This window comes from Bacillus sp. M5A3_1b (assembly GCF_053345335.1).
Genome location: NZ_JBKEZY010000018.1, coordinates 1 through 24,377, shown reverse-complemented (window position 1 = coordinate 24,377; position 24,377 = coordinate 1). Strand labels below are relative to the sequence as shown.

Annotated in this window: 24 protein-coding genes and 2 tRNA genes; all 26 read left to right on the top strand. The window is 37.0% G+C overall.

Annotated elements, in window-relative coordinates:
* Positions 1 to 85: 85 nt before the first annotated feature.
* The 26 genes from spoVT to lysS all read left to right on the top strand — a co-directional run bounded on the left by spoVT (position 86) and on the right by lysS (position 23,948).
* The gene (gene spoVT / locus ACLBWW_RS27660; protein WP_048542186.1) at positions 86 to 622 is read left to right on the top strand and encodes a stage V sporulation protein T; all 537 of its coding nucleotides are present in this window, start codon (positions 86 to 88) and stop codon (positions 620 to 622) included.
* Between the two features lie 232 nt (positions 623 to 854).
* Positions 855 to 2,456, top strand: coding sequence for a putative polysaccharide biosynthesis protein (locus ACLBWW_RS27655; RefSeq protein WP_048542185.1), 1,602 nt, complete (start codon positions 855 to 857; stop codon positions 2,454 to 2,456).
* A gap of 12 nt (positions 2,457 to 2,468) precedes the next feature.
* A complete protein-coding gene (locus tag ACLBWW_RS27650; RefSeq protein ID WP_048542182.1) occupies positions 2,469 to 3,929 on the top strand; it encodes a bifunctional methyltransferase/pyrophosphohydrolase YabN in 1,461 nt (486 codons plus the stop codon).
* Between the two features lie 14 nt (positions 3,930 to 3,943).
* Positions 3,944 to 4,219, top strand: a complete 276-nt coding sequence (locus tag ACLBWW_RS27645; RefSeq protein WP_001234876.1) for an RNA-binding S4 domain-containing protein — start codon at positions 3,944 to 3,946, stop codon at positions 4,217 to 4,219.
* A gap of 58 nt (positions 4,220 to 4,277) precedes the next feature.
* Positions 4,278 to 4,586, top strand: a complete 309-nt coding sequence (gene yabP / locus ACLBWW_RS27640) for a sporulation protein YabP (protein ID WP_048542180.1) — start codon at positions 4,278 to 4,280, stop codon at positions 4,584 to 4,586.
* The gene (gene yabQ / locus ACLBWW_RS27635; RefSeq protein WP_000059764.1) at positions 4,583 to 5,236 is read left to right on the top strand and encodes a spore cortex biosynthesis protein YabQ; all 654 of its coding nucleotides are present in this window, start codon (positions 4,583 to 4,585) and stop codon (positions 5,234 to 5,236) included. The genes yabP and yabQ overlap by 4 nt, the downstream gene beginning before the upstream one ends.
* Complete coding sequence (gene divIC, locus ACLBWW_RS27630) at positions 5,233 to 5,592, top strand: cell division protein DivIC (RefSeq protein WP_048542177.1); 360 nt, start codon at positions 5,233 to 5,235, stop codon at positions 5,590 to 5,592. Before yabQ ends, divIC begins: the two co-directional genes overlap by 4 nt.
* Before the next feature lie 87 nt (positions 5,593 to 5,679).
* Entirely contained in the window at positions 5,680 to 6,168 is a 489-nt protein-coding gene (locus ACLBWW_RS27625) for a S1 domain-containing RNA-binding protein (protein WP_000021454.1), read from the top strand.
* 160 nt (positions 6,169 to 6,328) lie between these two features.
* Positions 6,329 to 6,402 (top strand) — tRNA-Met (locus tag ACLBWW_RS27620).
* Positions 6,403 to 6,415: 13 nt separating this feature from the next.
* Positions 6,416 to 6,487: transfer RNA gene (locus ACLBWW_RS27615), tRNA-Glu, on the top strand.
* A gap of 260 nt (positions 6,488 to 6,747) precedes the next feature.
* Positions 6,748 to 9,219, top strand: a complete 2,472-nt coding sequence (gene spoIIE, locus ACLBWW_RS27610) for a stage II sporulation protein E (RefSeq protein WP_048542175.1) — start codon at positions 6,748 to 6,750, stop codon at positions 9,217 to 9,219.
* Between the two features lie 219 nt (positions 9,220 to 9,438).
* On the top strand, positions 9,439 to 10,869 hold the full coding sequence (gene tilS / locus ACLBWW_RS27605; RefSeq protein ID WP_447614377.1) for a tRNA lysidine(34) synthetase TilS: 1,431 nt from the start codon (positions 9,439 to 9,441) through the stop codon (positions 10,867 to 10,869).
* Entirely contained in the window at positions 10,866 to 11,408 is a 543-nt protein-coding gene (hpt, locus tag ACLBWW_RS27600; RefSeq protein WP_000981845.1) for a hypoxanthine phosphoribosyltransferase, read from the top strand. The genes tilS and hpt overlap by 4 nt, the downstream gene beginning before the upstream one ends.
* 85 nt (positions 11,409 to 11,493) lie before the next feature.
* Positions 11,494 to 13,395, top strand: a complete 1,902-nt coding sequence (gene ftsH, locus ACLBWW_RS27595) for an ATP-dependent zinc metalloprotease FtsH (RefSeq protein ID WP_001079657.1) — start codon at positions 11,494 to 11,496, stop codon at positions 13,393 to 13,395.
* Positions 13,396 to 13,618: 223 nt separating this feature from the next.
* Positions 13,619 to 14,407 carry a type III pantothenate kinase gene (locus tag ACLBWW_RS27590; protein WP_000578367.1) on the top strand — a complete coding sequence of 263 codons (789 nt, stop codon included), beginning with the start codon at positions 13,619 to 13,621 and terminating at the stop codon, positions 14,405 to 14,407.
* A gap of 6 nt (positions 14,408 to 14,413) precedes the next feature.
* Positions 14,414 to 15,289: a redox-regulated molecular chaperone HslO gene (gene hslO / locus ACLBWW_RS27585; protein WP_447614376.1), complete on the top strand. Its 876-nt coding sequence runs from the start codon at positions 14,414 to 14,416 to the stop codon at positions 15,287 to 15,289.
* 113 nt (positions 15,290 to 15,402) lie between these two features.
* Entirely contained in the window at positions 15,403 to 16,326 is a 924-nt protein-coding gene (cysK, locus tag ACLBWW_RS27580) for a cysteine synthase A (RefSeq protein ID WP_048542170.1), read from the top strand.
* Between the two features lie 219 nt (positions 16,327 to 16,545).
* Positions 16,546 to 17,943 (top strand): aminodeoxychorismate synthase component I, encoded by a 1,398-nt coding sequence (gene pabB, locus ACLBWW_RS27575; protein ID WP_001189683.1) that lies wholly within the window; start codon positions 16,546 to 16,548, stop codon positions 17,941 to 17,943.
* A 5-nt stretch (positions 17,944 to 17,948) separates the two neighbouring features.
* On the top strand, positions 17,949 to 18,536 hold the full coding sequence (pabA, locus tag ACLBWW_RS27570; protein WP_000602298.1) for an aminodeoxychorismate/anthranilate synthase component II: 588 nt from the start codon (positions 17,949 to 17,951) through the stop codon (positions 18,534 to 18,536).
* The gene (pabC, locus tag ACLBWW_RS27565; RefSeq protein WP_048542169.1) at positions 18,530 to 19,402 is read left to right on the top strand and encodes an aminodeoxychorismate lyase; all 873 of its coding nucleotides are present in this window, start codon (positions 18,530 to 18,532) and stop codon (positions 19,400 to 19,402) included. The genes pabA and pabC overlap by 7 nt, the downstream gene beginning before the upstream one ends.
* On the top strand, positions 19,377 to 20,237 hold the full coding sequence (gene folP / locus ACLBWW_RS27560; protein WP_048542168.1) for a dihydropteroate synthase: 861 nt from the start codon (positions 19,377 to 19,379) through the stop codon (positions 20,235 to 20,237). The genes pabC and folP overlap by 26 nt, the downstream gene beginning before the upstream one ends.
* Entirely contained in the window at positions 20,238 to 20,600 is a 363-nt protein-coding gene (folB, locus tag ACLBWW_RS27555; protein ID WP_000358076.1) for a dihydroneopterin aldolase, read from the top strand.
* Complete coding sequence (gene folK / locus ACLBWW_RS27550; RefSeq protein WP_001059453.1) at positions 20,597 to 21,112, top strand: 2-amino-4-hydroxy-6-hydroxymethyldihydropteridine diphosphokinase; 516 nt, start codon at positions 20,597 to 20,599, stop codon at positions 21,110 to 21,112. The genes folB and folK overlap by 4 nt, the downstream gene beginning before the upstream one ends.
* Positions 21,064 to 21,267, top strand: a complete 204-nt coding sequence (locus ACLBWW_RS27545) for a helix-turn-helix domain-containing protein (RefSeq protein ID WP_000387029.1) — start codon at positions 21,064 to 21,066, stop codon at positions 21,265 to 21,267. Before folK ends, ACLBWW_RS27545 begins: the two co-directional genes overlap by 49 nt.
* A gap of 23 nt (positions 21,268 to 21,290) precedes the next feature.
* Positions 21,291 to 22,289: a tRNA dihydrouridine synthase DusB gene (gene dusB / locus ACLBWW_RS27540; RefSeq protein WP_141520079.1), complete on the top strand. Its 999-nt coding sequence runs from the start codon at positions 21,291 to 21,293 to the stop codon at positions 22,287 to 22,289.
* Positions 22,290 to 22,448: 159 nt separating this feature from the next.
* A complete protein-coding gene (lysS, locus tag ACLBWW_RS27535) occupies positions 22,449 to 23,948 on the top strand; it encodes a lysine--tRNA ligase (protein WP_000369672.1) in 1,500 nt (499 codons plus the stop codon).
* Positions 23,949 to 24,377 lie beyond the last annotated feature (429 nt).

The following is a 24,377-nucleotide window of genomic DNA, read 5'->3' as shown; positions in this document are numbered from 1 at the left end:
ATACTATGTCTAACAGTTGGTGATTTTTACATGAACAGGTAAATTCACCACTTTGATCATCAGTAGAAAGTGAGGCAGCATTAGAATGAAAGCAACTGGAATCGTACGTCGAATTGATGATTTAGGTAGGGTAGTAATCCCGAAGGAAATTCGTAGAACTTTACGTATTCGAGAAGGAGACCCGCTAGAAATATTTGTTGATCGCGATGGAGAAGTGATTTTGAAAAAATATTCTCCAATTAGTGAACTAGGTAATTTTGCAAAGGAATATACGGAAGCTTTATACGATAGCTTAGGACATAATGTGCTTGTATGCGATCGTGATTCTATTATCGCAGTAGCAGGCGTATCTAAAAAAGAATACTTAAATAAAAGTGTTGGCGATTTAATTGAGAAGACAATGGAAGAGCGTAAGTCTGTAATTATGACAGATGAAAGCGAAATTTCAATTATTGATGGAGTAACAGAAAAAGTGAGTTCCTATACAATTGGTCCGATTATTGCGAATGGGGATCCAATTGGAGCTGTTGTTATCTTCTCTAAAGAGGATATTATAAGTGAAGTAGAGCATAAGTCAGTAAATACAGCTGCAAGCTTTTTAGCGAAACAAATGGAGCAGTAAGGCTATATCGAATTTTAGAAGTAGCAATCTTTCCTAATTATGATATTTCTTTTTGAGAAATTAAATATTTGGAGATATATGTATATTGAATGAAGGTAGCGCTTTGCTACCTTTTTTCGTTGAACATTTCTAGCGTTGCACGAACGTATTATTACTCGTGTAGGCAAGGAAGCTTGTCCTTTTCTTTATGATATAATACGAGGGGTGAGAATAGAAAAAGGAGTTTTCTTGTATGGAATCGAAGAAGTATCAAGCCTTTTGGCGTGGGGCTATTATATTAACAATCGCAAGTTTTGTTACAAAGGTATTAAGCGCCTTTTACCGTATTCCATATCAAAATATAGCGGGTGATATTGGTTTTTATATTTACCAACAAATTTATCCGTTTTATGGATTTTGTTTAATTTTAGCTACTTATGGGTTCCCCATTATAATTTCAAAAATGGTTGCGGAACGATTAGAGCGAGGGAAACAACAAGAAGCAGAAGAAATTATCTGTGTATCTTTTTGGTTTTTATTAGGAATTGGTTTCGTAGGCTTTTTTACATTGTTTTTTGGTGCCGAAACAATTGCAGCAGCCATGGGTGATATACACTTAGATAAGTTATTACGTGTTATTTCATTTTCATTCATATTGATGCCGTTTTTATCTGTAGCAAGAGGATATTTTCAGGGGTTCAATAATATGATGCCAACAGCTGTTTCGCAAGTGATAGAACAAACAATTCGTGTTTCTATTATTGTATTTTTATCTCTATTCCTAATTGCTCGCGGATTTGATTTATATACAGTCGGTGCAGGTGCTATGTTAGGTTCAATCGCAGGCGGACTAATTGGGATTATCGTACTTGTACTTTATATGCGTCATGACTTTCGTTCTATATTTTTCAAGAGTGTAAAGAGAATTAAGGGAAAAAAGAGGATCATTAAAATTCTGTTTTGGCAGGGATTGGCGATTTGTGTTAGTAACTTAGTACTTATTTTTATACAAATGGCTGATTCCATTTCCTTCTATTCCTTACTTATTGGGGCAGGAGAGCAAGCTGAAAGTGCAAAGGTATTAAAAGGTGTTTACGACAGAAGTATCCCGCTTATGCAATTAGGTACTGTCGTGACAACTTCTTTCTCATTGTCACTTATTCCAATTATTACGGCGGCGAAGGAAAGAGGAGATCTTTCCTTTATTCGAGAAAAGGTAAAGTTAGCAATGAAAATAACATTTGTTATTGGATTTGCAGCTGCCATTGGATTAACTTGTATTATTCAGCCTACGAATATTATGTTGTTTGAAAATAGTGATGGGTCAGATGTTTTATCCATTTTATCTTTATCTATTTTATTTAGTTCATTGTCGATTACAACTGCTTCTATTTTGCAAGGGTTAGGACAAACATTAAAACCAGCAATATTCGTTATATTTGGGGGTTGTTTAAAGTTAGCTTTAAATTATACATTAATGCCGTATTTTGGTGTGAAGGGAGCTGCAATTGCAACACTAGTTGCGTTAATTGTAATTTCTGTGCTAAATAGTGCATTACTTATGCAAGCTGTATCCGAATCGCTTATCGATAAGCGTAATATGTTAGGTGTAGTTATTAGTGGTATCGGTATGGGGTTTGTATTAATAATATTTATACGTTTGATGCAAATGTCTGGATTGGTGATTGATACAAGGCATAGAGGAATTGCAACACTTGAGGCATTATTAGGTGTAGCTATCGGTGGATTAACATATGTGTTTTTAATTTTAAAATTACGTGTATTTACAAAAGCGGAAATAGGAACCTTTATGAAAAAAGAGAAAAAAGAAGGTTCATTGAAGAAGAGTGGATAGAGGTGGCAGGTTGTGAGTGGAATCATTACTATTTTAGGATTAGGTGCTGGTGAGTTAGATCAGTTAACGATGGGTGTATATCGAAAAATAAAAGAAGCAGATCACATGTTTGTTAGAACGAAGGAACATCCCGTTATAGAAGAGTTGGAGAAAGAAGGTATACAATATACAGCCTTTGACAGTGTATATGAAGCGTATGATACATTTGAAATTGTATATGAAACAATCGCAAATACATTGTTAGAACAAGCTGAAGGCACAGAAATCATCTATGCCGTGCCAGGGCATCCGCTTGTAGCGGAAAGAACGGTTCAGCTACTGTTGGAAAAAGGTGAAGTAGCGAATGTTGAAGTGCGCATTGAAGGTGGACAAAGTTTCCTTGATCCTATGTTTGCGAGTCTAAAGATTGATCCGATTGAAGGATTCCAATTAATTGACGCCACATCATTTGAAAGAGGACAATTAGAATTACGTCAACATTTAATCTTTTGCCAAGTATATGACGCATTCGTTGCATCTGATGTGAAATTAACATTAATGGAGATGCTATCAGATGATTATGAAGTGTATATCGTAACAGCTGCAGGGACTTCATTTGAACAAGTTAAAAAGGTGCCGTTGTACATGTTAGATCATGAAACAGAGTTGAATAATTTAACGAGTGTATATGTACCACCAGTTAAAGAACGTGCGTCCTTGTATCAACAGTTTGATGTGCTTAGAGAAATTATTGCAGACCTTCGTGGACCGGATGGTTGTCCGTGGGATAAAAAGCAAACACATCAATCTTTAAAGAAGTATTTAATTGAGGAAGCTTATGAAGTGTTGGAAGCAATTGATGAAGAGGATGATGATCACTTAGTAGAAGAACTGGGTGATATATTATTACAAGTTATGTTGCATGCTCAAATCGGGGAGGATGAAGGTTGGTTCTCTATAGATGATATTATTCGAACTTTATCTGAGAAAATGGTTCGCCGCCACCCGCATGTATTTGGGAATACGGATGTAAATAATGCCGATGAAGTAATTGCCAATTGGGAAGAAATTAAAAAACAAGAAAAAGGATTCGTGAAAGAATCTGTTTTAAATGGGGTTCCAAAAAGTTTGCCACAGTTACTACGCGCCTATGAAATCCAGAAAAAAGCTGGCAAAGTTGGTTTCGATTGGGTTGATGTACAACCGATGATAGAGAAAGCCTTAGAAGAATGGCAAGAGTTCCAACAAGAAGTTAAAAATATGGATGAGGCGAAAATGTTAGGTGAATTTGGCGATTTACTATTTGCGTTTGTGAATATAGCTCGTCATTATAAAATAGATCCCGAAGAGGCGTTACGTTCAACGAATGAGAAATTTGTCGGTCGTTTCTTATACATGGAAGCAAAGGTAGCTGAAATGAATAAAGAGATGCAAGATTTATCATTAGAGCAGTTAGACGTTTTATGGGAAGAGGCAAAACAAACAGAGCGTTAATAGGGGGATTTGATATGCGTCTAGATAAGTTTTTAAAAGTATCACGTTTAATTAAAAGAAGAACATTAGCGAAAGAAGTAGCTGATCAAGGAAGAATATCAATTAATGGTCAAGTGGCAAAAGCGAGTTCAGATGTAAAAGTAGCTGATGAATTAACAATTCGTTTTGGTCAAAAAATAGTAACTGTAAAAATAAACGAATTGAAAGAAACGACTAAAAAAGAAGATGCAGCAAATATGTATAGTTTAGTTCGCGAAGAAAAAGTAAAGGCTGAAGAAGGCTTGTTCTAAAATCAATTATCCCTTCATACATTACTATTAGCTAGTATAAATCTATGGGGGGATTTACGTGGATAATGGTTACTCACCTATGTCTTCTAACCAACAAAATATTTCGGTAGAGCATGATATTATTATGCGTGGCAGGCGTGTAATTGATATTACCGGTGTAAAGCAGGTAGAGAGTTTTGATAGCGAGGAGTTTTTACTTGAGACCGTAATGGGTTTTTTAACAATTCGTGGTCAAAATTTGCAAATGAAAAATTTAGATGTAGAAAAAGGTGTTGTATCGATTAAAGGGAAAGTTCATGAGATGCTGTATATTGATGAGAATCAAGGGGAGAAAACTAAAGGATTCTTTAGTAAGTTGTTTAAATGAGTCTAACAATTCAGTTGTATACGATGCTCTCAATGATCGGAATGGGTGCTTGGATTGGAGCGTCTTTAGATACATACCAACGATTTTTAAAGCGGCAAGAACGTAAACGTTGGCTTGTATTTATACATGATATACTATTTTGGATTGTCCAAGCATTATTCGTTTTTTATGTACTGCTTCTTGTAAATGAAGCTGAACTACGTATATATGTATTTTTGGCATTATTATGTGGTTTTGCGGCATATCAAAGCTTATTGAAAGCAATATACATGAGACTGTTAAATTTTCTCATCTATATTTTTATGCAAACAACACACTTTTTTGTTCAAATTATAAAGCTACTCATGATAAAACCTGTTATTATTATAGCGCAGCTATTTATTGCATTTATATTATTCTTATTTCGTATACTGCTTTCAATTGGACATGTGTTATGGAAAATGGTGATTTGGATATTACTTTTCATATGGAAAGTTTTTTTCTGGCCTGTTCGATTTATTGCTTCGCTCATATGGAAACTTCTCCCTAATCGTGTTAAACTTTTTATAATGAAACATGTAGGGTTCCTGCAATATATAGCAAAATTGAAGGGACACATCTTCCAATTATGGGGGCGTATAAAAAAGAAGTTAGGGGGACCTCGGAAATGAGGGAACTGAGACAAAGAACAATCGAAAAACAGAGTCCAAATCCTGTTAAAGAGCATATAATACAAACGGATGAGAACAGGAAGCGACTTTATCGCCGTTTAGCGGTTTTTCTTGTCTTTGCTTTTACAATTATTGCGAGTATTGGTGTAACGTTTTATCAACAAAACAGTTCCATTAGAGCAAAAGAAGCAAAAGTTAAGGACATGAAAAAAGAACTGGATTCATTAACGAATAAAGAAAAGAGTCTAAAAGACGAAGTTCAAAAGTTAAATGATGAAGAGTACGTATTAAAGATTGCTAGAAGGGATTATTTCTTCTCTGGAAAAGGGGAGATAATTTTTCCTGTTTCTAAGTAGAGTATGTCTTATTGACACTATATTTTAGGATTATATATAATAAAGTAAAATTTGACTTTTTAACCACTAAGGAGGAGCATTTTTTTTATGTCAATCGAGGTAGGCAGCAAGTTACAGGGTAAAGTAACAGGTATTACAAATTTTGGGGCTTTTGTGGAGCTGCCAGAAGGCTTAACGGGTCTTGTTCATATTAGTGAAGTTGCTGATAATTATGTGAAAGATATTAACGATCACTTAAAAGTGGGCGACCAAGTAGAAGTAAAAGTTATTAACGTTGAAAAAGATGGTAAGATCGGTCTATCTATTAAAAAAGCGAAAGAGCGTGAAAAAACAGAAGGAGATCGTCCACGTGGTGAATACCAACGCGGTGGCGGTGGCGATCAACAACGTTCTGGACGTCCACAACGTAATCGTTCTTTCAACAGAGATAACCGTGGCGGCGGTAACGAACGAGCTCCAAAAGAAACATTCGAGCAAAAGATGGCACGTTTCTTAAAGGACAGTGAAGATCGTTTAACTTCTTTAAAGCGTAACACAGAATCTAAACGTGGTGGCCGTGGCGCACGTCGCGGATAATAAGAACGTTTAATTCTTAGCATATAGAGAGGTACCCAGGGCGATTGCTCGGGGTGCTTTTTTATATGTGAAAATATATTTTAAAAAAAGTTTTCAAGATGTGTTGACTTTAAAATATATCTGAGGTAAGATACTAATTGTCCGTTAAATAAGACGACATGGCGGTGTAGCTCAGCTGGCTAGAGCGTACGGTTCATACCCGTGAGGTCGGGGGTTCGATCCCCTCCGCCGCTATATTTAATTTAACGGCCCGTTGGTCAAGTGGTTAAGACACCGCCCTTTCACGGCGGTAACACGGGTTCGAATCCCGTACGGGTCATCCTAAAAAGATCATGCAAATTTGCATGATCTTTTTTTGTTAAATAAATTAAGACATACAACACTTCTACAAAATCACCCTATATTTTCTGAATGTTCAATTAAAATGGTGAGAATAAATTACATACCGTGTATATATGTAGAGTTATTTCGAATAAAAAGTCGAACGATTATAAAAGTGAAAACTGTTGTTTTGACAAAAATCCCAATAATCATCTTTTATAATGACAGTAATTAAACTATGCAGGTGGTGTTAAAAATATGCCTAAAGCAGGAAGGAATACTATGAATACAAGTGCATTGGCAATGAATGAGAGTCAGCTTGGAGCAGTAAAGTGGACGAGTAAGTTGCGAATGAAGTTTGAACAGGTTTTCTTTAGATGGGGATTTATTATTGTTGTTATTGGTTTTCTTTTGGGACGAGCATATATATTAACAAACATTTTGCCGTTTGCACTGCCGTTTTTTGCTGCTGTTTATGTTATGAAGCGGGATAAAATGCCGCTCGCGTTCTTGGCTCTTATGGGGGGCGCACTTTCAGTTTCGATAGATAATTTATTCTTTACCTTTGCATCTATTTTTACTTTCTTCATTTATAATATCTTCTTTAGTCGGTTTACACGTAAAACTGTTGGACTTGTTCCATTCCAAGTATTTATCTCCGCATTAACCGCACATTTAGTTGTCGTATATTTCGCGCAACAAACTGTCACCATGTACGATTTACTCGTTAGTACGATTGAGGCAGGGCTTAGCTTCGTATTAACTATGATATTTTTACAAAGTGTTCCGCTTTTAGTAGAACGAAAAGGTAAACAACAAGCGCTAGAGACAGAAGAAATTGTTTGTTTAATTATATTACTAGCATCTGTTTTAACAGGTACAACAGATTGGTTTGTATATGACGCTTCTATTCAACATATTTTTACTAGGTATTTAGTGCTCGTGTTTGCATTTATTGCGGGGGCTGCTACAGGATCTACGGTGGGGGTCGTCACTGGATTAATATTAAGTTTAGCCAATGTCTCCAGTTTGTCTCAACTTAGTCTACTTGCTTTTTCTGGGTTGCTTGGTGGTTTGTTAAAAGAAGGGAAGCGTTTAGGTGTTAGTTTAGGTTTATTAATTGGGACGAGCTTGATTACGCTATATGTAGACAAGCAAACAAACATTGTGACAACTTTAATTGAATCTGGTGTGGCGATTATGTTCTTCTTATTAACACCGAAACTTGTTATGGATCGTATTGCTAAATTCATGCCAGGCACACAGGAACATTCGCAAGATCAACAACAGTATTTAAGAAGGATGCGTGATGTTACAGCGAATAAAATTAATCAATTTGCCCATGTATTTGCTGCTTTATCTAATAGCTTTTCTGTATATGGATATGTGGAGGAGGAAGATAAAGAGACAGAAGCGGATTTGTTCTTAAGTACAATTACTGCAAAAACATGTCAAACATGCTTTAAAAAGGACCAATGCTGGGTAGTTAATTTCGACAAAACGTACGATTATATGAAACAAATAATGAGTGAAACGGAAGAGGGGACGTTGCAGCATAATCGGAAGTTAGTTCGTGAATGGGACAAGCATTGTGTGAGAGGGAAGAAAGTGACGGATTTAGTAGCGGGTGAATTAGATCACTTCTATGAAGGACAAAAATTACGAAAACAAATGAAAGAAAACCGTAGAATAGTAGCGGAGCAACTATTAGGTGTATCAAAAGTTATGGAGGATTTTGCTAAGGAGATCCAAAGAGAACGAGAAAATCATCAAGTGCAGGAAGAACAGATTATGCAAGCGTTTCGTGATTTTGGCGTAGAAGTAGAGCATGTTGATATATATTGTTTAGATAGAGGAAGTATTGATATTGAAATGTTGATTCCAGTTGCATCTAATGAACATGGAGAATGTGAAAAGTTAGTTGCGCCGATGCTTTCTGACATTCTAAAGGAAAATATTGTTGTTAAACATGAAGAAAAATCTTCTTATCCGAACGGCCACAGCTTAATATCATTTGGTTCGGCAAAAACGTATTCTCTTGATACTGGGTTGGCCACAGCTGCAAAAGGCGGTGGGTTTGTTTCTGGTGACTCTTATGCGATGATGGATTTAAGTGTTGGTAAATATGCACTTGCAATCAGTGATGGTATGGGAAATGGGCAAAGAGCTCATATGGAGAGTAAAGAAACGGTAAAATTATTACAAAAAATACTTCAATCAGGCATTGATGAGGAAATAGCGATTAAATCTATCAATTCTATTCTTTCTTTAAGAACAACAGAAGAGATGTTTACGACGTTAGATTTAGCTATGGTGGATTTGCGGGATGCGAGTGCGAAATTTTTAAAGATTGGATCGACGCCGAGTTTTGTGAAACGCGCGAATAATATTTTGAAAATTGAGGCAAGTAATTTGCCGATGGGCATTATTGAGGATGTTGAAGTTGATGTAGTAGGTGAACAATTAAAAACGGGCGATATCCTTATTATGATGAGCGATGGGATTTTCGAGGGAGCGCAACATGTAGAAAATCATGAACTATGGATGAAACGAAAAATTAAAGAATTACAAACCGAAGATCCGCAAGAAATTGCTGATATCATTATGGAAGAGGTGATTCGCTCTTGTGATGGTTATATAAATGATGATATGACTATCGTTGTGGCGAAAGTGAAGAAAAATATGCCGAAGTGGGCTACGATTCCAATTGTAGGAATGCAGGCACAATAAATTTTAAGTGTGATGTTTCTTTCTAAAAACCTAGGTGGATGCCTAGGTTTTTTTACTTTAAAAGATAATGTTATTACTTTTGTGAATATGTACGGATGATGTAAGATAAAAATGTAATTTTTGTATATCTTTTTTTTGCACAATGTTTGTAAAAGTTGTACCATTATAAACAAGGTAACTAACGTTGCTGTTCTTGTTTAATGAAAGGTGATTACGAAGTTGAAAGATACATTTGTTGAAAAGGTAGATGACTTTGTAAAGCAGCATGATGTATTAAAGGAACGTTCAACAATTGTTGTAGGGGTTTCTGGTGGTCCTGACTCTTTGGCTCTTCTATATTATTTGTTAGAAAAAAGAGCAGCAAAACAGTTCGAAATTGTAGTGGCACATGTGGACCATATGTTTAGAGGTGATGAATCTCATGAGGACCTACAGTTTGTGCAGGACCTTTGTAAAGGGCTGGGAGTTATTTGCGAAACGATAAGGATTAATGTGTCGCAATATCAACAGCAACACGGAATGAATGCACAGGTTGCTGCTAGAGAATGCAGATATGCATTTTTGGAAAGAATAATGAAGAAATATGATGCGAGATATGTAGCTCTTGGACATCATGGTGATGATCAAGTAGAGACGATTTTAATGCGCCTTGTACGAGGGAGTACTCCGAAAGGATATGCAGGAATTGCAGTGAAGCGTCCTTTTCATAATGGATATTTAATTAGGCCGTTACTTGGAGTAACGAAGGAAGAGATTGTTGATTACTGTAATAAGCTAAAAATAATTCCCCGTATAGATCCAAGTAATAAAAAGGAAGTATATACAAGGAATCGATTACGTAAATATGTTCTCCCTCATTTGAAAGAAGAAAGTTCACAAGTGCATGAGAAATTTCAAAAATTTAGCATGCAGATGCAAGAGGATGAGGCGTATTTGCAGGAATTAGCTTTTGAGAAAATGAATAAAGTAATTACAAAAAAAAGTGATAAACAAATTAGCTTATCAATTCCTGCCTTTGAATCCATGTCTATGCCTTTACAAAGAAGAGGGATTCAACTAATATTAAACTATCTTTATGAATATAAGATTCCATCTTCTCTTTCTTCTATACATATTGACAAAGTGATCGAGTTTTTTAAGCGGACACAACCTTCGGGTTCACTTGATTTCCCAGGTGATTTAAAAATTGTTCGCGCATACGAGGAGTGCAGCTTTGGATTTAAACAAGAAATTGTTTCTCCTTTTTTACAAGATTTATCAGTGCCCGGGACAATTACGCTATCGAACGGAGATAAGCTTGTAACAGAGGTGAGCGAAGACATACCAAGTAACATGAATGAAACAGTATTTGTTGCTAAGTATAATGATATATCATATCCACTTCGTATTCGTTCTAGAGAAAATGGAGATCGCATGTCAATACAAGGTATGAATGGCACAAAAAAGATAAAAACTATTTTTATCGAAGCAAAAGTACCAAGAGAAAAAAGAGAAGAATGGCCGGTCGTTTGTGATGCAAGTGGGAATATTATTTGGGTACCCTTGTTGAAGCGATCTGCATTTGCTATCTCGAAAGAGGCGGCAAAGAAGGATAAATATATGATTATTCACTACAAAAGCAAGGAGTCTTCCGGGAGGATAATGAAATGATGAATCAAGATATCGAAAAAGTATTAATTTCTGAAGAACAAATACAAGAAAAGGTGCGCGAATTAGGTGCGGTTATTGCAGAGGATTATAAAAACACAATACCTCTTGCGATTGGTGTATTAAAGGGCGCAATGCCATTCATGGCAGATTTATTAAAGAGAACAGATACATATCTTGAAATGGATTTTATGGCTGTATCTAGTTACGGTCACTCTACTGTTTCAACAGGCGAAGTGAAAATTTTAAAAGACCTTGATACTTCTGTAGAGGGTCGCGATATTTTAATCGTTGAAGATATTATTGATAGCGGTCTTACGCTAAGTTACTTAGTAGACCTATTCAAATATCGTAAAGCGAAGTCTGTAAAAATTGTTACGTTATTAGATAAGCCGACAGGCCGTAAGGTAGATTTGAAAGCGGATTATGTTGGGTTTACTGTTCCACATGAATTTGTTGTAGGGTATGGATTAGATTATAAAGAGCAGTACCGTAATCTTCCTTATGTAGGAGTATTAAAACCAAGTGTTTACTCAAATTAATTAAATACAGGCGTCACAATTGTATAGGAAAGTTTTTCTATGTTACGATTTACTATAGTGTTTATGCCGTGAGAGGAGGTTAGGAATGAATCGTATCTTCCGTAATACCATCTTTTATTTACTGATATTCCTAGTAGTAATTGGAATCGTGAGCTATTTTAATGGTTCGACACAAAAAACGACATCAGTTAGCTACGATAAATTCATTACTAAACTAGAAAAGGGTGAAGTGCGTAATGTGCAACTTCAACCGAAAAATGGTGTATTTGAGGTAAAAGGACAATTTAACAACTCTAGCCAAGGAGAACAATTTGTTACTTATGCACCAAATACTGAGGAATTACAAAAGAAAATTAATGACAAAGCGCAAGGTGCTGAAGTTAAGTATCAACCAGCAGAAGAAACAAGTGCTTGGGTAACGTTCTTTACTTCTATCATTCCGTTCGTCATTATCTTCATTTTATTCTTCTTCTTATTAAACCAGGCTCAGGGCGGCGGTAGCCGTGTTATGAACTTCGGGAAAAGTAAGGCGAAGTTATATAATGACGAAAAGAAAAAAGTTCGTTTCAGAGATGTTGCTGGAGCGGATGAAGAGAAACAAGAGCTTGTTGAGGTAGTTGAATTCTTGAAAGATCCTCGTAAGTTCGCTGAAGTTGGTGCCCGTATTCCGAAGGGTGTTCTATTAGTAGGACCTCCAGGTACAGGTAAAACTTTACTAGCACGTGCTGTTGCAGGTGAGGCAGGCGTTCCATTCTTCTCTATCAGTGGTTCTGATTTCGTAGAGATGTTCGTCGGTGTCGGTGCATCACGTGTACGTGATTTATTCGAAAATGCAAAGAAAAATGCTCCTTGTATCATTTTCATTGATGAAATTGATGCGGTAGGACGTCAACGTGGCGCAGGTCTTGGTGGTGGCCATGATGAGCGTGAGCAAACGTTGAACCAATTACTTGTTGAAATGGATGGATTCGGTGCAAATGAAGGTATTATTATCATTGCTGCAACAAACCGTCCTGATATTCTTGATCCAGCGTTATTACGTCCAGGTCGTTTTGACCGTCAAATTACAGTAGATCGTCCAGATGTAAATGGCCGTGAAGCTGTGTTGAAAGTACATGCTCGTAATAAACCGCTTGATGATCATATCAACTTAAGAGCAATTGCAACTCGTACACCAGGGTTCTCTGGTGCGGATCTTGAAAACTTATTAAACGAAGCTGCTTTAGTGGCTGCGCGTCAAGATAAGAAGAAAATTGATATGAGTGACATTGATGAAGCAACGGATCGTGTTATTGCAGGTCCAGCTAAGAAAAGTCGTGTTATCTCTGAAAAAGAACGTAATATCGTTGCATTCCATGAAGCTGGCCATACTGTAATTGGTGTTGTCCTTGATGAAGCAGATATCGTTCATAAAGTAACAATTGTCCCTCGTGGTCAAGCTGGTGGATATGCAGTAATGCTTCCGAAAGAAGATCGTTACTTCATGACAAAACCAGAGTTACTTGATAAAATCACTGGTTTACTTGGTGGTCGAGTAGCTGAAGAGATTGTGTTTGGTGAAGCAAGTACAGGTGCTCACAACGACTTCCAACGTGCGACTGGTATTGCAAGACGTATGGTTACCGAATTCGGTATGAGTGATAAGCTTGGACCGATGCAATTCGGTAGCTCACAAGGTGGTCAAGTGTTCTTAGGAAGAGACTTCCATTCAGAACAAAACTACAGTGATGCAATTGCACATGAAATCGATGTGGAAATGCAAACTATTATAAAAGAATGTTATGCTCGCGCGAAACAAATTCTTACTGAAAAACGTGATAAGCTAGATATTATTGCGAAAACGTTACTTGAAGTAGAAACGTTAGATGCAGAGCAAATCAATCATTTATATGATTACGGCAGATTGCCAGAGCGTCCAACATCTTCAGATGATGTGAAAGTAAACATCAATATGAAGAAGGACGATGAAGAATCAGAAGATAAGTAAGAGATGAAGGAGTGACGATAGTCACTCCTTTTTTTATTTGTGGAACGAAATGAAGTAGAAAAAATTTAAGTAAATCTGGTATTAAAAATTGAAATAGAGCGTAATCTTTTTGTAAAATGATGAGGATAGAAAAGCTGATTATATAAGTATGTGTGATATGATGTTTTTATAAGTTTTATACATACTGCACAAATATAGATTAAATAAGATAAGTGGTGAGAATATGATTTTTGTATTGGATGTAGGGAACACAAATGCTGTGCTAGGCGTGTTTGAAGAGGGGGAACTTCGTCAACATTGGCGCATGGAAACAGATCGTCATAAGACAGAAGATGAATATGGAATGCTTGTAAAGCAGTTGCTTGAGCATGAAGGTCTTTCGTTTGAAGATGTGAAAGGTATTATCGTGTCTTCAGTCGTACCACCAATTATGTTTGCATTAGAGCGCATGTGTGAAAAGTATTTTAAAATTAAACCGCTTGTAGTAGGTCCTGGAATAAAAACAGGGCTAAATATTAAATATGAAAATCCACGTGAAGTAGGCGCGGACCGAATTGTAAATGCGGTAGCAGGAATCCACTTGTATGGAAGTCCGCTTATTATTGTCGATTTCGGTACGGCTACTACATATTGTTATATTAACGAAGAAAAGCATTATATGGGTGGAGTTATTACGCCGGGAATTATGATTTCAGCAGAGGCTTTATATAGTAGAGCAGCAAAACTTCCTCGTATTGAAATTACAAAACCAAGCAGTGTTGTTGGAAAGAATACGGTAAGTGCAATGCAATCTGGTATTCTTTATGGTTATGTTGGACAAGTGGAAGGTATTGTTAAGCGTATGAAAGAGGAAGCTAAACAAGAACCGAAAGTTATTGCAACAGGTGGATTGGCGAAATTAATTTCAGAAGAATCGAATGTAATTGACGTTGTAGATCCATTTTTAACATTAAAAGGTTTGTATATGTTATACGAGCGTAATGCAAATTTACAGCATGAGAAAGGTGAATAAATGAGTATGAAAGATTATTTAGTAAAAGCGTTAGCATTTGATGGAGAAGTGCGTGCATATAGTGTGCGTACTACAAACACAGTAAGTGAGGCACAAAGACGTCATGATACATGGAGAACAGCTTCGGCAGCACTTGGTCGTTCTTTAACTGCGGGTACAATGATGGGCGCGATGTTAAAAGGTGACCAAAAGTTAACGATTAAGGTAGAAGGTAATGGTCCGATTGGTCCTATCTTAGTAGATGCTCATGCAAATGGGGATGTACGTGGTTATGTAACGAATCCACATGTTGATTTTGAAGGAACGGAACAAGGGAAATTACGTGTATATCAAGCGGTAGGTACTGAGGGATTTGTAACAGTAATTAAAGATATTGGTATGCGTGAGCCGTTTATTGGTCAATCTCCAATTGTTTCAGGAGAATTAGGGGAAGACTTCACGTATTATTTTGCAGTTTCTGAGCAAACACCTTCTTCTGTAGGAGTTGGCGTTCTTGTAAATGGAGATGACAGCGTATTAGCGGCGGGTGGATTTATCCTTCAAATTATGCCAGGTGCACAGGAAGAAACAATTGCATTCATTGAAGATCGTTTGCAGAAGATTCCTCCTGTATCAACGTTAATTGAACAAGGGCTTTCTCCAGAAGAGTTACTGTATGCAGTTCTTGGAGAAGGTAAAGTGAAAGTATTAGAAACGATGGATGTTCAATTTAATTGCACATGCTCACGCGAACGTATTGAGAGTGTGTTAATTAGTTTAGGTAAAACAGAGTTAGAGCAAATTCGCGAAGAAGAAGAAGAGACAGAAGTTCATTGTCATTTCTGTAATGAGCGATACAAGTTCTCTAAAGAAGATATTACAAATTTAATTGAGAGTTTGTAATAAGGGAAGTGAGGGAATCCACCCTCTAAATAGATTGACAAACAGGGAATTTTCTGACAAAATCTAAATATAGATAAAACCAATAAAAATACTCGGTGTTAGGAGTGACAGGAATGCGAGTGGCACAATCAGTTTCAGAATTAATCGGGAAAACGCCGATCGTTAAGTTGAACCGCATCGTAGAATCAAACAGCGCAGATATATACTTAAAATTAGAATTTATGAATCCAGGGAGCAGTGTTAAAGATCGTATTGCATTAGCTATGATTGAAGATGCTGAAAAAAAAGGATTATTAAAAGAAGGCGATACAATCATTGAGCCAACAAGTGGTAACACAGGAATTGGTTTAGCGATGGTAGCGGCCGCTAAAGGATATAAGGCAATTTTAGTAATGCCAGAAACAATGAGTATTGAGCGTCGTAATTTATTACGTGCTTACGGTGCGGAATTAGTATTGACTCCAGGGCCTGAAGGAATGGGTGGAGCGATTCGTCAAGCGACTGAATTAGCAAAAGAGCATGGCTACTTTATACCACAACAGTTCAAAAACCAATCGAATCCAGAAATTCATCGTTTAACAACAGGGCCAGAAATTGTTGAACAAATGGGTGACCAATTAGATGCGTTTATTGCAGGTATTGGTACAGGTGGAACGATTACTGGTGCTGGTGAAGTGCTGAAGGAAGCGTATAAAGATATTAAAATTTATGCAGTAGAACCTGCGGATTCACCAGTACTATCTGGTGGGAAACCGGGTCCACATAAAATCCAAGGAATCGGCGCGGGATTCATCCCAGAGACATTGGATGTAGAGGTATATGATGAAATTATTCAAGTAAAAGCAGAGCAAGCATTTGAATATGCAAGAAGAGTGGCTAAAGAGGAAGGTATTTTAGTGGGTATCTCTTCTGGAGCAGTTATTTATGCAGCGACAGAAGTTGCGAAAAAGTTAGGTAAAGGGAAAAAAGTACTTGTTATTATCCCAAGTAACGGTGAACGTTATTTAAGTACACCGCTTTATCAATTTGAGTCTTAATTATATGTGATTGAAAAAGCATCCTTGAAAAGGATGCTTTTTCTTTTTAGATTGGAAATAGGAAAAGAGTGAATGACTAGAAAACTTCATGTAAAATAAGAGGTAGTATAATTAATTTATTTTCACTAGCCTTCGAGTATAACCACTTTATATATATAACGAATATAGTTTGAGGTGGTTAATCTAAGAGGGTGGGATAAAAGAAGACGGGGTGTTGATATGCAACGAAGAAAATCTTTAGCGCTTTCTATTCCATATCAGTTAGATTTCTTTAAGCAGTATAAATTTCTTTCTAAGGATAAACCGCAACATATTTTGTTAGAGAGTGGACGTGGCGGTCGTTATAACATTGTGGGGTTGAACCCAGTAGCGGTAATCCGAGGGAAGGGTGAAACGTTACATATAAGCGAAAGTGGTAAGGAAACAATAAAACAAGGAAACCCATTAGATTTAATGCAGGAATATATGGAGCGATGGAAAACGGACTATAATCCGGAATACCCTCCATTTCAAGGTGGTGCAATTGGTTACTTTAGTTATGATTGCATCCGTTATATTGAAAAACTCCCTTCCCATGCGGAGGATGACATTAATATACCTGATATATTCTTTTTATTATTTGATGATGTGTTTGTTTATGATCAAAAAGAAAAAGTATTATGGATTATTACACATTATGTAGATAAGCATGAAGAGGCAAAAGAGCGATTAAATGAATGGAAGATTCTTTGGGCGACAGAAGCGCCAGAAGTGAATATACCTTTTGCATGTCCTGAAGAGAAAAGTGAAACAGTTGCTTTTACAGAAGAAAGTTTTATGAAGGCGGTTGAATGTATTCAAGAATATATTGGGGCTGGTGATGTGTTCCAAGTAAACTTGTCGACAAGGCAAGAAAGAACGTTACAAACACACCCACTAGAAATCTATACAAGTCTTCGTGAGATTAACCCATCTCCATATATGGGTTACTTGGAGCTCGGGGATTTTCAAATTGTTAGTGGATCGCCAGAGTTGCTAATTAAGAAAGAGGGAACCGAAGTAAGTACAAGACCGATTGCTGGAACGAGATCTAGAGGGGCGAATGAGCAAGAGGATGAAGAATTAGCAAAAGAATTAATTGAGAATGAAAAAGAAAGAGCAGAGCACGTCATGCTTGTGGATTTAGAACGAAATGATTTAGGGCGTGTTTGTAAATATGGCACTGTAGAAGTAGATGAATTTATGGTAATTGAGAAATACTCACATGTTATGCATATTGTTTCTAATGTGCGTGGTGAGGTGGAAGAAGATAAAGATGCTTTTGATTTAGTGAAGGCTGTATTCCCTGGGGGAACAATTACTGGTGCTCCGAAAATACGTACGATGGAAATTATTGAAGAATTAGAACCTGTTCGTCGAGGGATTTACACAGGTTCAATCGGGTGGATCGGTTATTCTGGAGATACAGAATTGAATATTGTAATTAGAACACTGCTTGCTAAAGATGGAAAAGCGCATGTACAAGCAGGAGCGGGAATTGTAATTGATTCGAATCCGGAAAATGAATATAAAGAGTCGTTAAAAAAGGCGATTGCTTTATGGCGTGCAAAAGAACGTAGCGAAGAAACGGTTAGGTGAGAGAAATGATATTAATGATTGATAATTATGATTCTTTTACATTTAATTTAGTGCAGTTTCTTGGAGAACTTGGACAAGAGCTTGTTGTTAAACGTAACGATGAAGTGACTATTTCAGATATTGAGAATATGAAACCAGACTTTTTAATGATTTCGCCAGGTCCGTGTAGTCCTAATGAAGCGGGTATTAGTATGGAGGTTATTCAATACTTTGCTGGGAAGATTCCGATTTTTGGGGTTTGTCTTGGACATCAATCCATTGCACAAGTGTTTGGCGGAGAGGTTATACGTGCGGAGCGCTTAATGCATGGGAAAACGTCGCTTATGCATCATGACGGAAAGACGATTTTTTCGGATATCCCTAATCCGTTTACTGCGACACGTTATCATTCCCTTATCGTTAAGAAAGAGACGTTACCTGATTGCTTAGAGGTAACATCTTGGACAGAAGAAGGGGAAATTATGGCGCTCCGTCATACAACATTACCGATTGAAGGTGTACAGTTCCATCCAGAATCAATTATGACTTCCCACGGGAAAGAGTTGTTGCAGAATTTCATTCGTAAATACAGCCCAAGTGTGACATCGTGTTAATTTACGTAAATGGTGAGTATGTAGAAGCAAGTGAAGCGAGAATTTCTCCTTATGATCATGGTTATTTATATGGTCTTGGAGTTTTTGAGACATTTCGTATTTATAATGGTCATCCTTTCTTATTGGATGATCATTATGACCGTTTAATAGATGCACTGGATACATTGCAAATTAAATGGACAATGACGAAAGATGAAGTACTGCTTATTTTGCAGAATTTACTCGTTAAGAATGAATTAGAGCATGCATATGTACGTTTTAATGTATCAGCGGGTATAGATGAAATTGGATTGCAAACGGAAATGTATGAAGAGCCGTCTGTTATTGTTTTTATAAAACCTTTAGCAGCCCCCGAAGATGTAGTGGAAAAAGAAGGGGTTGTTTTAAAACAAGTGCGAAATACACCAGAGGGTGCGTCTCGCTTAAAGTCTCATCATTATTTAAATAACATTTTAGGGAAACGTGAAATTGGAAATGTTGTGAATAAGGAAGGTATTTTCCTTACTGAAACAGGTTATGTTGCAGAGGGTATTGTTTCGAATCTCTTTTTCGTGAAAGGTGATATTTTGTATACACCTTCGCTAAAAACAGGGATTTTAAATGGTATCACTCGTGCGTTTATTATAAAGGTTGCTGAAGAGCTGGGCATCGAAGTGAAGGAAGGTTTCTTTACAAAAGATGAATTACTTTCAGCTGATGAAGTCTTCGTAACAAACTCGATTCAAGAAATTGTCCCGCTTTATCATATAGAGGGACGAGATTTCCCGGGTAAAGTAGGTATGGTTACAAAAAGGTTTATGAGTCTTTATGAAATGCAGAGAGAGAAATTGTGGAGCAGAAATGAATTGCGAAGAGGAGATGTGTAGTTTGAAGTGGGATTATGATTTGCGCTGCGGCGAATATACATTGAACTTAAATGAAAAAACTTTAATTATGGGGATTTTAAATGTAACACCAGATTCGTTTTCTGATGGTGGGAGTTACAACGAGGTAGAGGCTGCGGTGCGCCATGCGAAAGAAATGCGAGATGAAGGTGCTCATATTATTGATATCGGCGGTGAATCTACTCGCCCGGGTTTTGCTAAAGTATCGGTGGAAGAAGAAATAAAGCGAGTTGTTCCGATGATTCAGGCGGTTGCAAAAGAAGTGGAGTTGCCTATTTCTATCGACACGTATAAAGCTGAAGTTGCAAAACAAGCAATCGAAGCTGGCGCTCATATTATTAATGACGTTTGGGGAGCAAAGGCGGAACCAAAAATCGCTGAAGTTGCAGCTCATTATGATGTACCTATTATCTTGATGCATAATCGCGATAACATGAATTACCGCAATTTAATGGCTGATATGATTGCTGATTTATATGAAAGCATCAAAATTGCTAAAGATGCTGGGGTGCGAGATGAGAATATCATTTTAGACCCAGGCATCGGTTTTGCTAAAACACCTGAACAAAATTTAGAAGCGATGCGTAATTTAGAACAGTTAAACGTACTGGGTTATCCAGTTCTCTTAGGTACTTCAAGAAAGTCCTTTATTGGACATGTGTTAGATTTACCGGTAGAGGAACGTCTTGAGGGAACAGGAGCTACCGTTTGTCTCGGCATTGAAAAGGGTTGTGAGTTTGTTCGTGTTCATGATGTGAAGGAAATGGCACGTATGGCTAAGATGATGGATGCGATGATTGGTAAGGGGGTAAAGTAATTGGATAAAATTTATGTTCATGATATGGAGTTTTACGGTTATCATGGTGTATTCCCAGAGGAAAATAAATTGGGTCAGAGATTTAAAGTGGACTTAACGGTGGAGTTGGATTTGAAACAGGCAGGAGAAAGTGATGACTTAGAGCATTCTGTCAATTATGGAGAGCTTTTCGAGTTATGTAGAAAAGTTGTTGAAGATAGAACGTATAAGCTTGTAGAGAGTATCGCTGAAAATATTGCTGCAGATATATTAAAACAATATGAGAGTATTTTCCGTTGTACAATTAAAGTAATTAAACCAGATCCGCCGATACCTGGGCATTATCGTGCTGTAGCAGTGGAAATTACGAGAGAACGTCCATGAATAATATAGCTTACATTGCATTAGGTTCAAATATCGGAGAACGTTATACGTATTTAACTGAAGCGATTCAGTTTTTAAACAAAAACCCGTATATCCAAGTTAACGATATTTCATCTGTATATGAAACAGAGCCAGTTGGCTATACTGACCAAAGTTGCTTTTTAAATTTAGTTATAAAAATTTCTACCAATTTATCACCGCAAGAATTATTGAAAATTACACAAAGAGTAGAGAATGATTTAGGAAGAAAAAGGGAAATTAGATGGGGTCCGAGGACCATCGACCTTGACATTTTACTATATAATCAAGAAAATATTGAAGCAGAGAATCTTATTGTTCCGCATCCGCGGATGTTCGAAAGAGCTTTTGTTATCGTTCCGTTGTTAGAGATTAATCAAGATATAAAACAAAACATTTCACGTTCACAAGTAGAAGAAATGAAAAGGCGAGAGGGAGTAACGGTATGGAAGCAGAAAAATGGGGAAGACGCATTCGTGCTTTTCGAAAGCTAAAAGGTTATACACAAGAAGGTTTTGCGAAAGAGTTAGGGGTATCTGTATCTGTTTTAGGTGAAGTTGAGAGAGGGAATCGATCGCCTTCCCAAGATTTTGTAGTGGAAGTTGCTAAGGCATTAAAGGTTTCAGTGGAGGAATTAATGCCGAAGTGACTATGAAGGAAGGAGTAAGTCGAGTGTTAAAGATTGCAAATATTGAGATGAAAAACCCGGTTGTATTAGCACCGATGGCGGGAGTGTGTAACTCTGCATTCCGTTTAACAGTAAAAGAATTTGGTGCAGGTTTAGTTTGTGCTGAAATGGTAAGTGATAAAGCGATATTACTTAATAACAAAAGAACATTAGATATGTTATATATTGATGAAAGAGAAAAGCCATTAAGTTTACAAATTTTTGGTGGAGAGAAAGAAACTCTTGTAGATGCTGCGAAATACGTAGATAAATATACGACAGCAGACATTATTGATATTAATATGGGTTGCCCAGTACCGAAAATCATTAAGTGTGACGCGGGAGCAAAGTGGCTTTTAGACCCAAATAAAATATATGAAATGGTAGCGGCAGTTGTAGATGCTGTTGAAAAGCCGGTTACAGTTAAGATGCGTATTGGTTGGGATGCAGATCATATTTTTGCAATTGAGAATGCGAAAGCTGTTGAGCGTGCTGGCGGACAAGCAGTAGCGGTTCATGGACGTACACGAGTACAAATGTATGAAGGGAAAGCGGATTGGGATATTATTAAACAAGTAAAGCAAGCTGTAAATATCCCGGTTATCGGAAATGGTGATGTCGAAACGCCACAAGATGCAAAGCGTATGCTTGATGAAATTGGTGTAGACGGTGTTATGATTGGTCGCGCTGCCCTTGGGGACCCGTGGATGATTTATCGTACGGTAAAGTATTTGGAAACAGGTGAATTAATGCCGGAACCGACAGTGCGTGAGAAAATTGACGTATGTATGTTGCATCTAGATCGTCTTATCGATTTAAAGAACGAAAATGTCGCTGTAAGAGAGATGAGAAAGCATGCAGCCTGGTATTTAAAGGGTGTTCGTGGTAATGCAACTGTACGTAATGGTATCAATGCTTGTAATACGCGTGAGGACCTTGCGAATGTATTAAGTGCATTTGTAGAAGAAGTAGAAGCGAAACAACAAACAATTCACGTTGGTTAATAATAGATAGGGAAGATTGACATTCTTCTATACACTTCCTATAATTACGTGAAAGAAAGAAGAACTGCCAGCTAGTTGCTGGCAGTTTTTCTAGTTGAGTAGAAAATGCTATACTGTATATATTGTAAAAATTAATAGAGCTGGAGTGATATCAATACCATGGATAACATGAACCACGAAGAATTAAACGACCAATTGCTTGTTCGTCGTGAAAAGTTACATAACTTACGTGAGCAAGGAATCGATCCGTTTGGTAAACGATTTGAACGTACAAATGCAACAAATGACTTATTAAGCTTATATGGAGAGTTCTCTAAAGAAGAATTAGAAGAGAAAGAAATCTCTGTTTCTATCGCTGGTCGTATTATGACAAAACGCGGTAAAGGAAAAGCTGGATTTGCACATATTCAAGATTTACATGGACAAGTTCAAATTTATGTTCGTAAAGATGCTGTTGGAGATGAAGAGTACGAATTATTTAAAACAGCAGATTTAGGTGATTTAGTAGGTATTGAAGGTAAAGTGTTCAAAACGAACGTTGGAGAACTTTCGGTGAAGGCAACGGGCTTTACACTATTAACGAAATCTCTTCGTCCGTTACCGGATAAATATCATGGATTAAAAGATGTTGAACAACGCTACCGTCAACGTTACTTAGACTTAATCACAAGTATGGAAAGCCGTGAAACATTCGTTACTCGTAGTAAAATCATTCGTGAAATGAGAAGATACTTAGATGACAATGGTTATCTTGAAGTGGAAACACCTATGATGCATGCAATTGCAGGTGGAGCTTCTGCGCGTCCTTTCATTACGCACCATAATGCGTTAGATATGGAATTATATATGCGTATCGCAATTGAACTTCATTTAAAACGCCTTATTGTGGGTGGATTAGAAAAAGTTTATGAAATCGGTCGTGTATTCCGTAATGAGGGTGTATCAACTCGTCATAATCCAGAGTTTACAATGATTGAATTATATGAAGCGTATGCTGATTATAAAGATATTATGAAACTAACAGAAAATATGGTTGCGCATATTGCGAAGCAAGTACTAGGTACAACAACAATCCAATATGGTGATTATGAAATTAATCTAGAACCAGAATGGACACGTCTTCATATGGTAGATGCAATCAAGGAACATTCTGGAGCGGATTTCTGGAATCCAATGAGTGTAGAAGAAGCGCGTGAACTTGCAAAAGAACATAATGTAGGTATTAAGGATACGATGGAAGTTGGTCATATTATAAACGAATTCTTCGAACAAAAAGTAGAAGATAAATTAATTCAACCAACATTTATTTACGGTCATCCGGTAGAAATTTCGCCACTTGCGAAAAAGAATGACGAAGATCCACGATTCACAGATCGTTTCGAATTATTTATCGTTGCACGTGAACATGCAAATGCATTCACTGAGCTAAATGATCCGATTGATCAAAAAGAACGCTTTGAAGCGCAATTAAAAGAGCGCGAACAAGGTAATGATGAAGCTCACATGATGGATGATGATTATATTGAAGCTCTTGAGTACGGTATGCCTCCTACAGGTGGGCTAGGAATTGGTATTGATCGTCTTGTTATGTTGTTAACGAATGCACCATCTATTCGTGATGTATTATTATTCCCTGCTATGCGTCATAAACAAGACTAAGCTTTGGAGATTTCTCCAAAGCTTTTTTTATTTGAGTATGAGCTACGCAGGGATAGTAGCTCTTGATGGTGCGAGAAATTATATTTATATAGAAGAAATGTGCTGTTTTTATACTTTTTTACTAAGTTAAAAATTTTATTAGAAAAACTATTGCATTTTAATAATCAAACTGGTATATTTATATTCGTTGCCACGAAAGGTAACAAGCAAAACAAACGAAAAACAACTTATTGAAAAAAGTTGTTGACGAAAATATAACGAAATGTTATATTGATAAAGTCGCTTCCGAGCGGCGGATGAGTTCTTTGAAAACTGAACGAAACAAACAATGTGAAACGTCAATTTTTATTTTTAGATGCTAGACAAACTAACTTTATTGGAGAGTTTGATCCTGGCTCAGGATGAACGCTGGCGGCGTGCCTAATACAT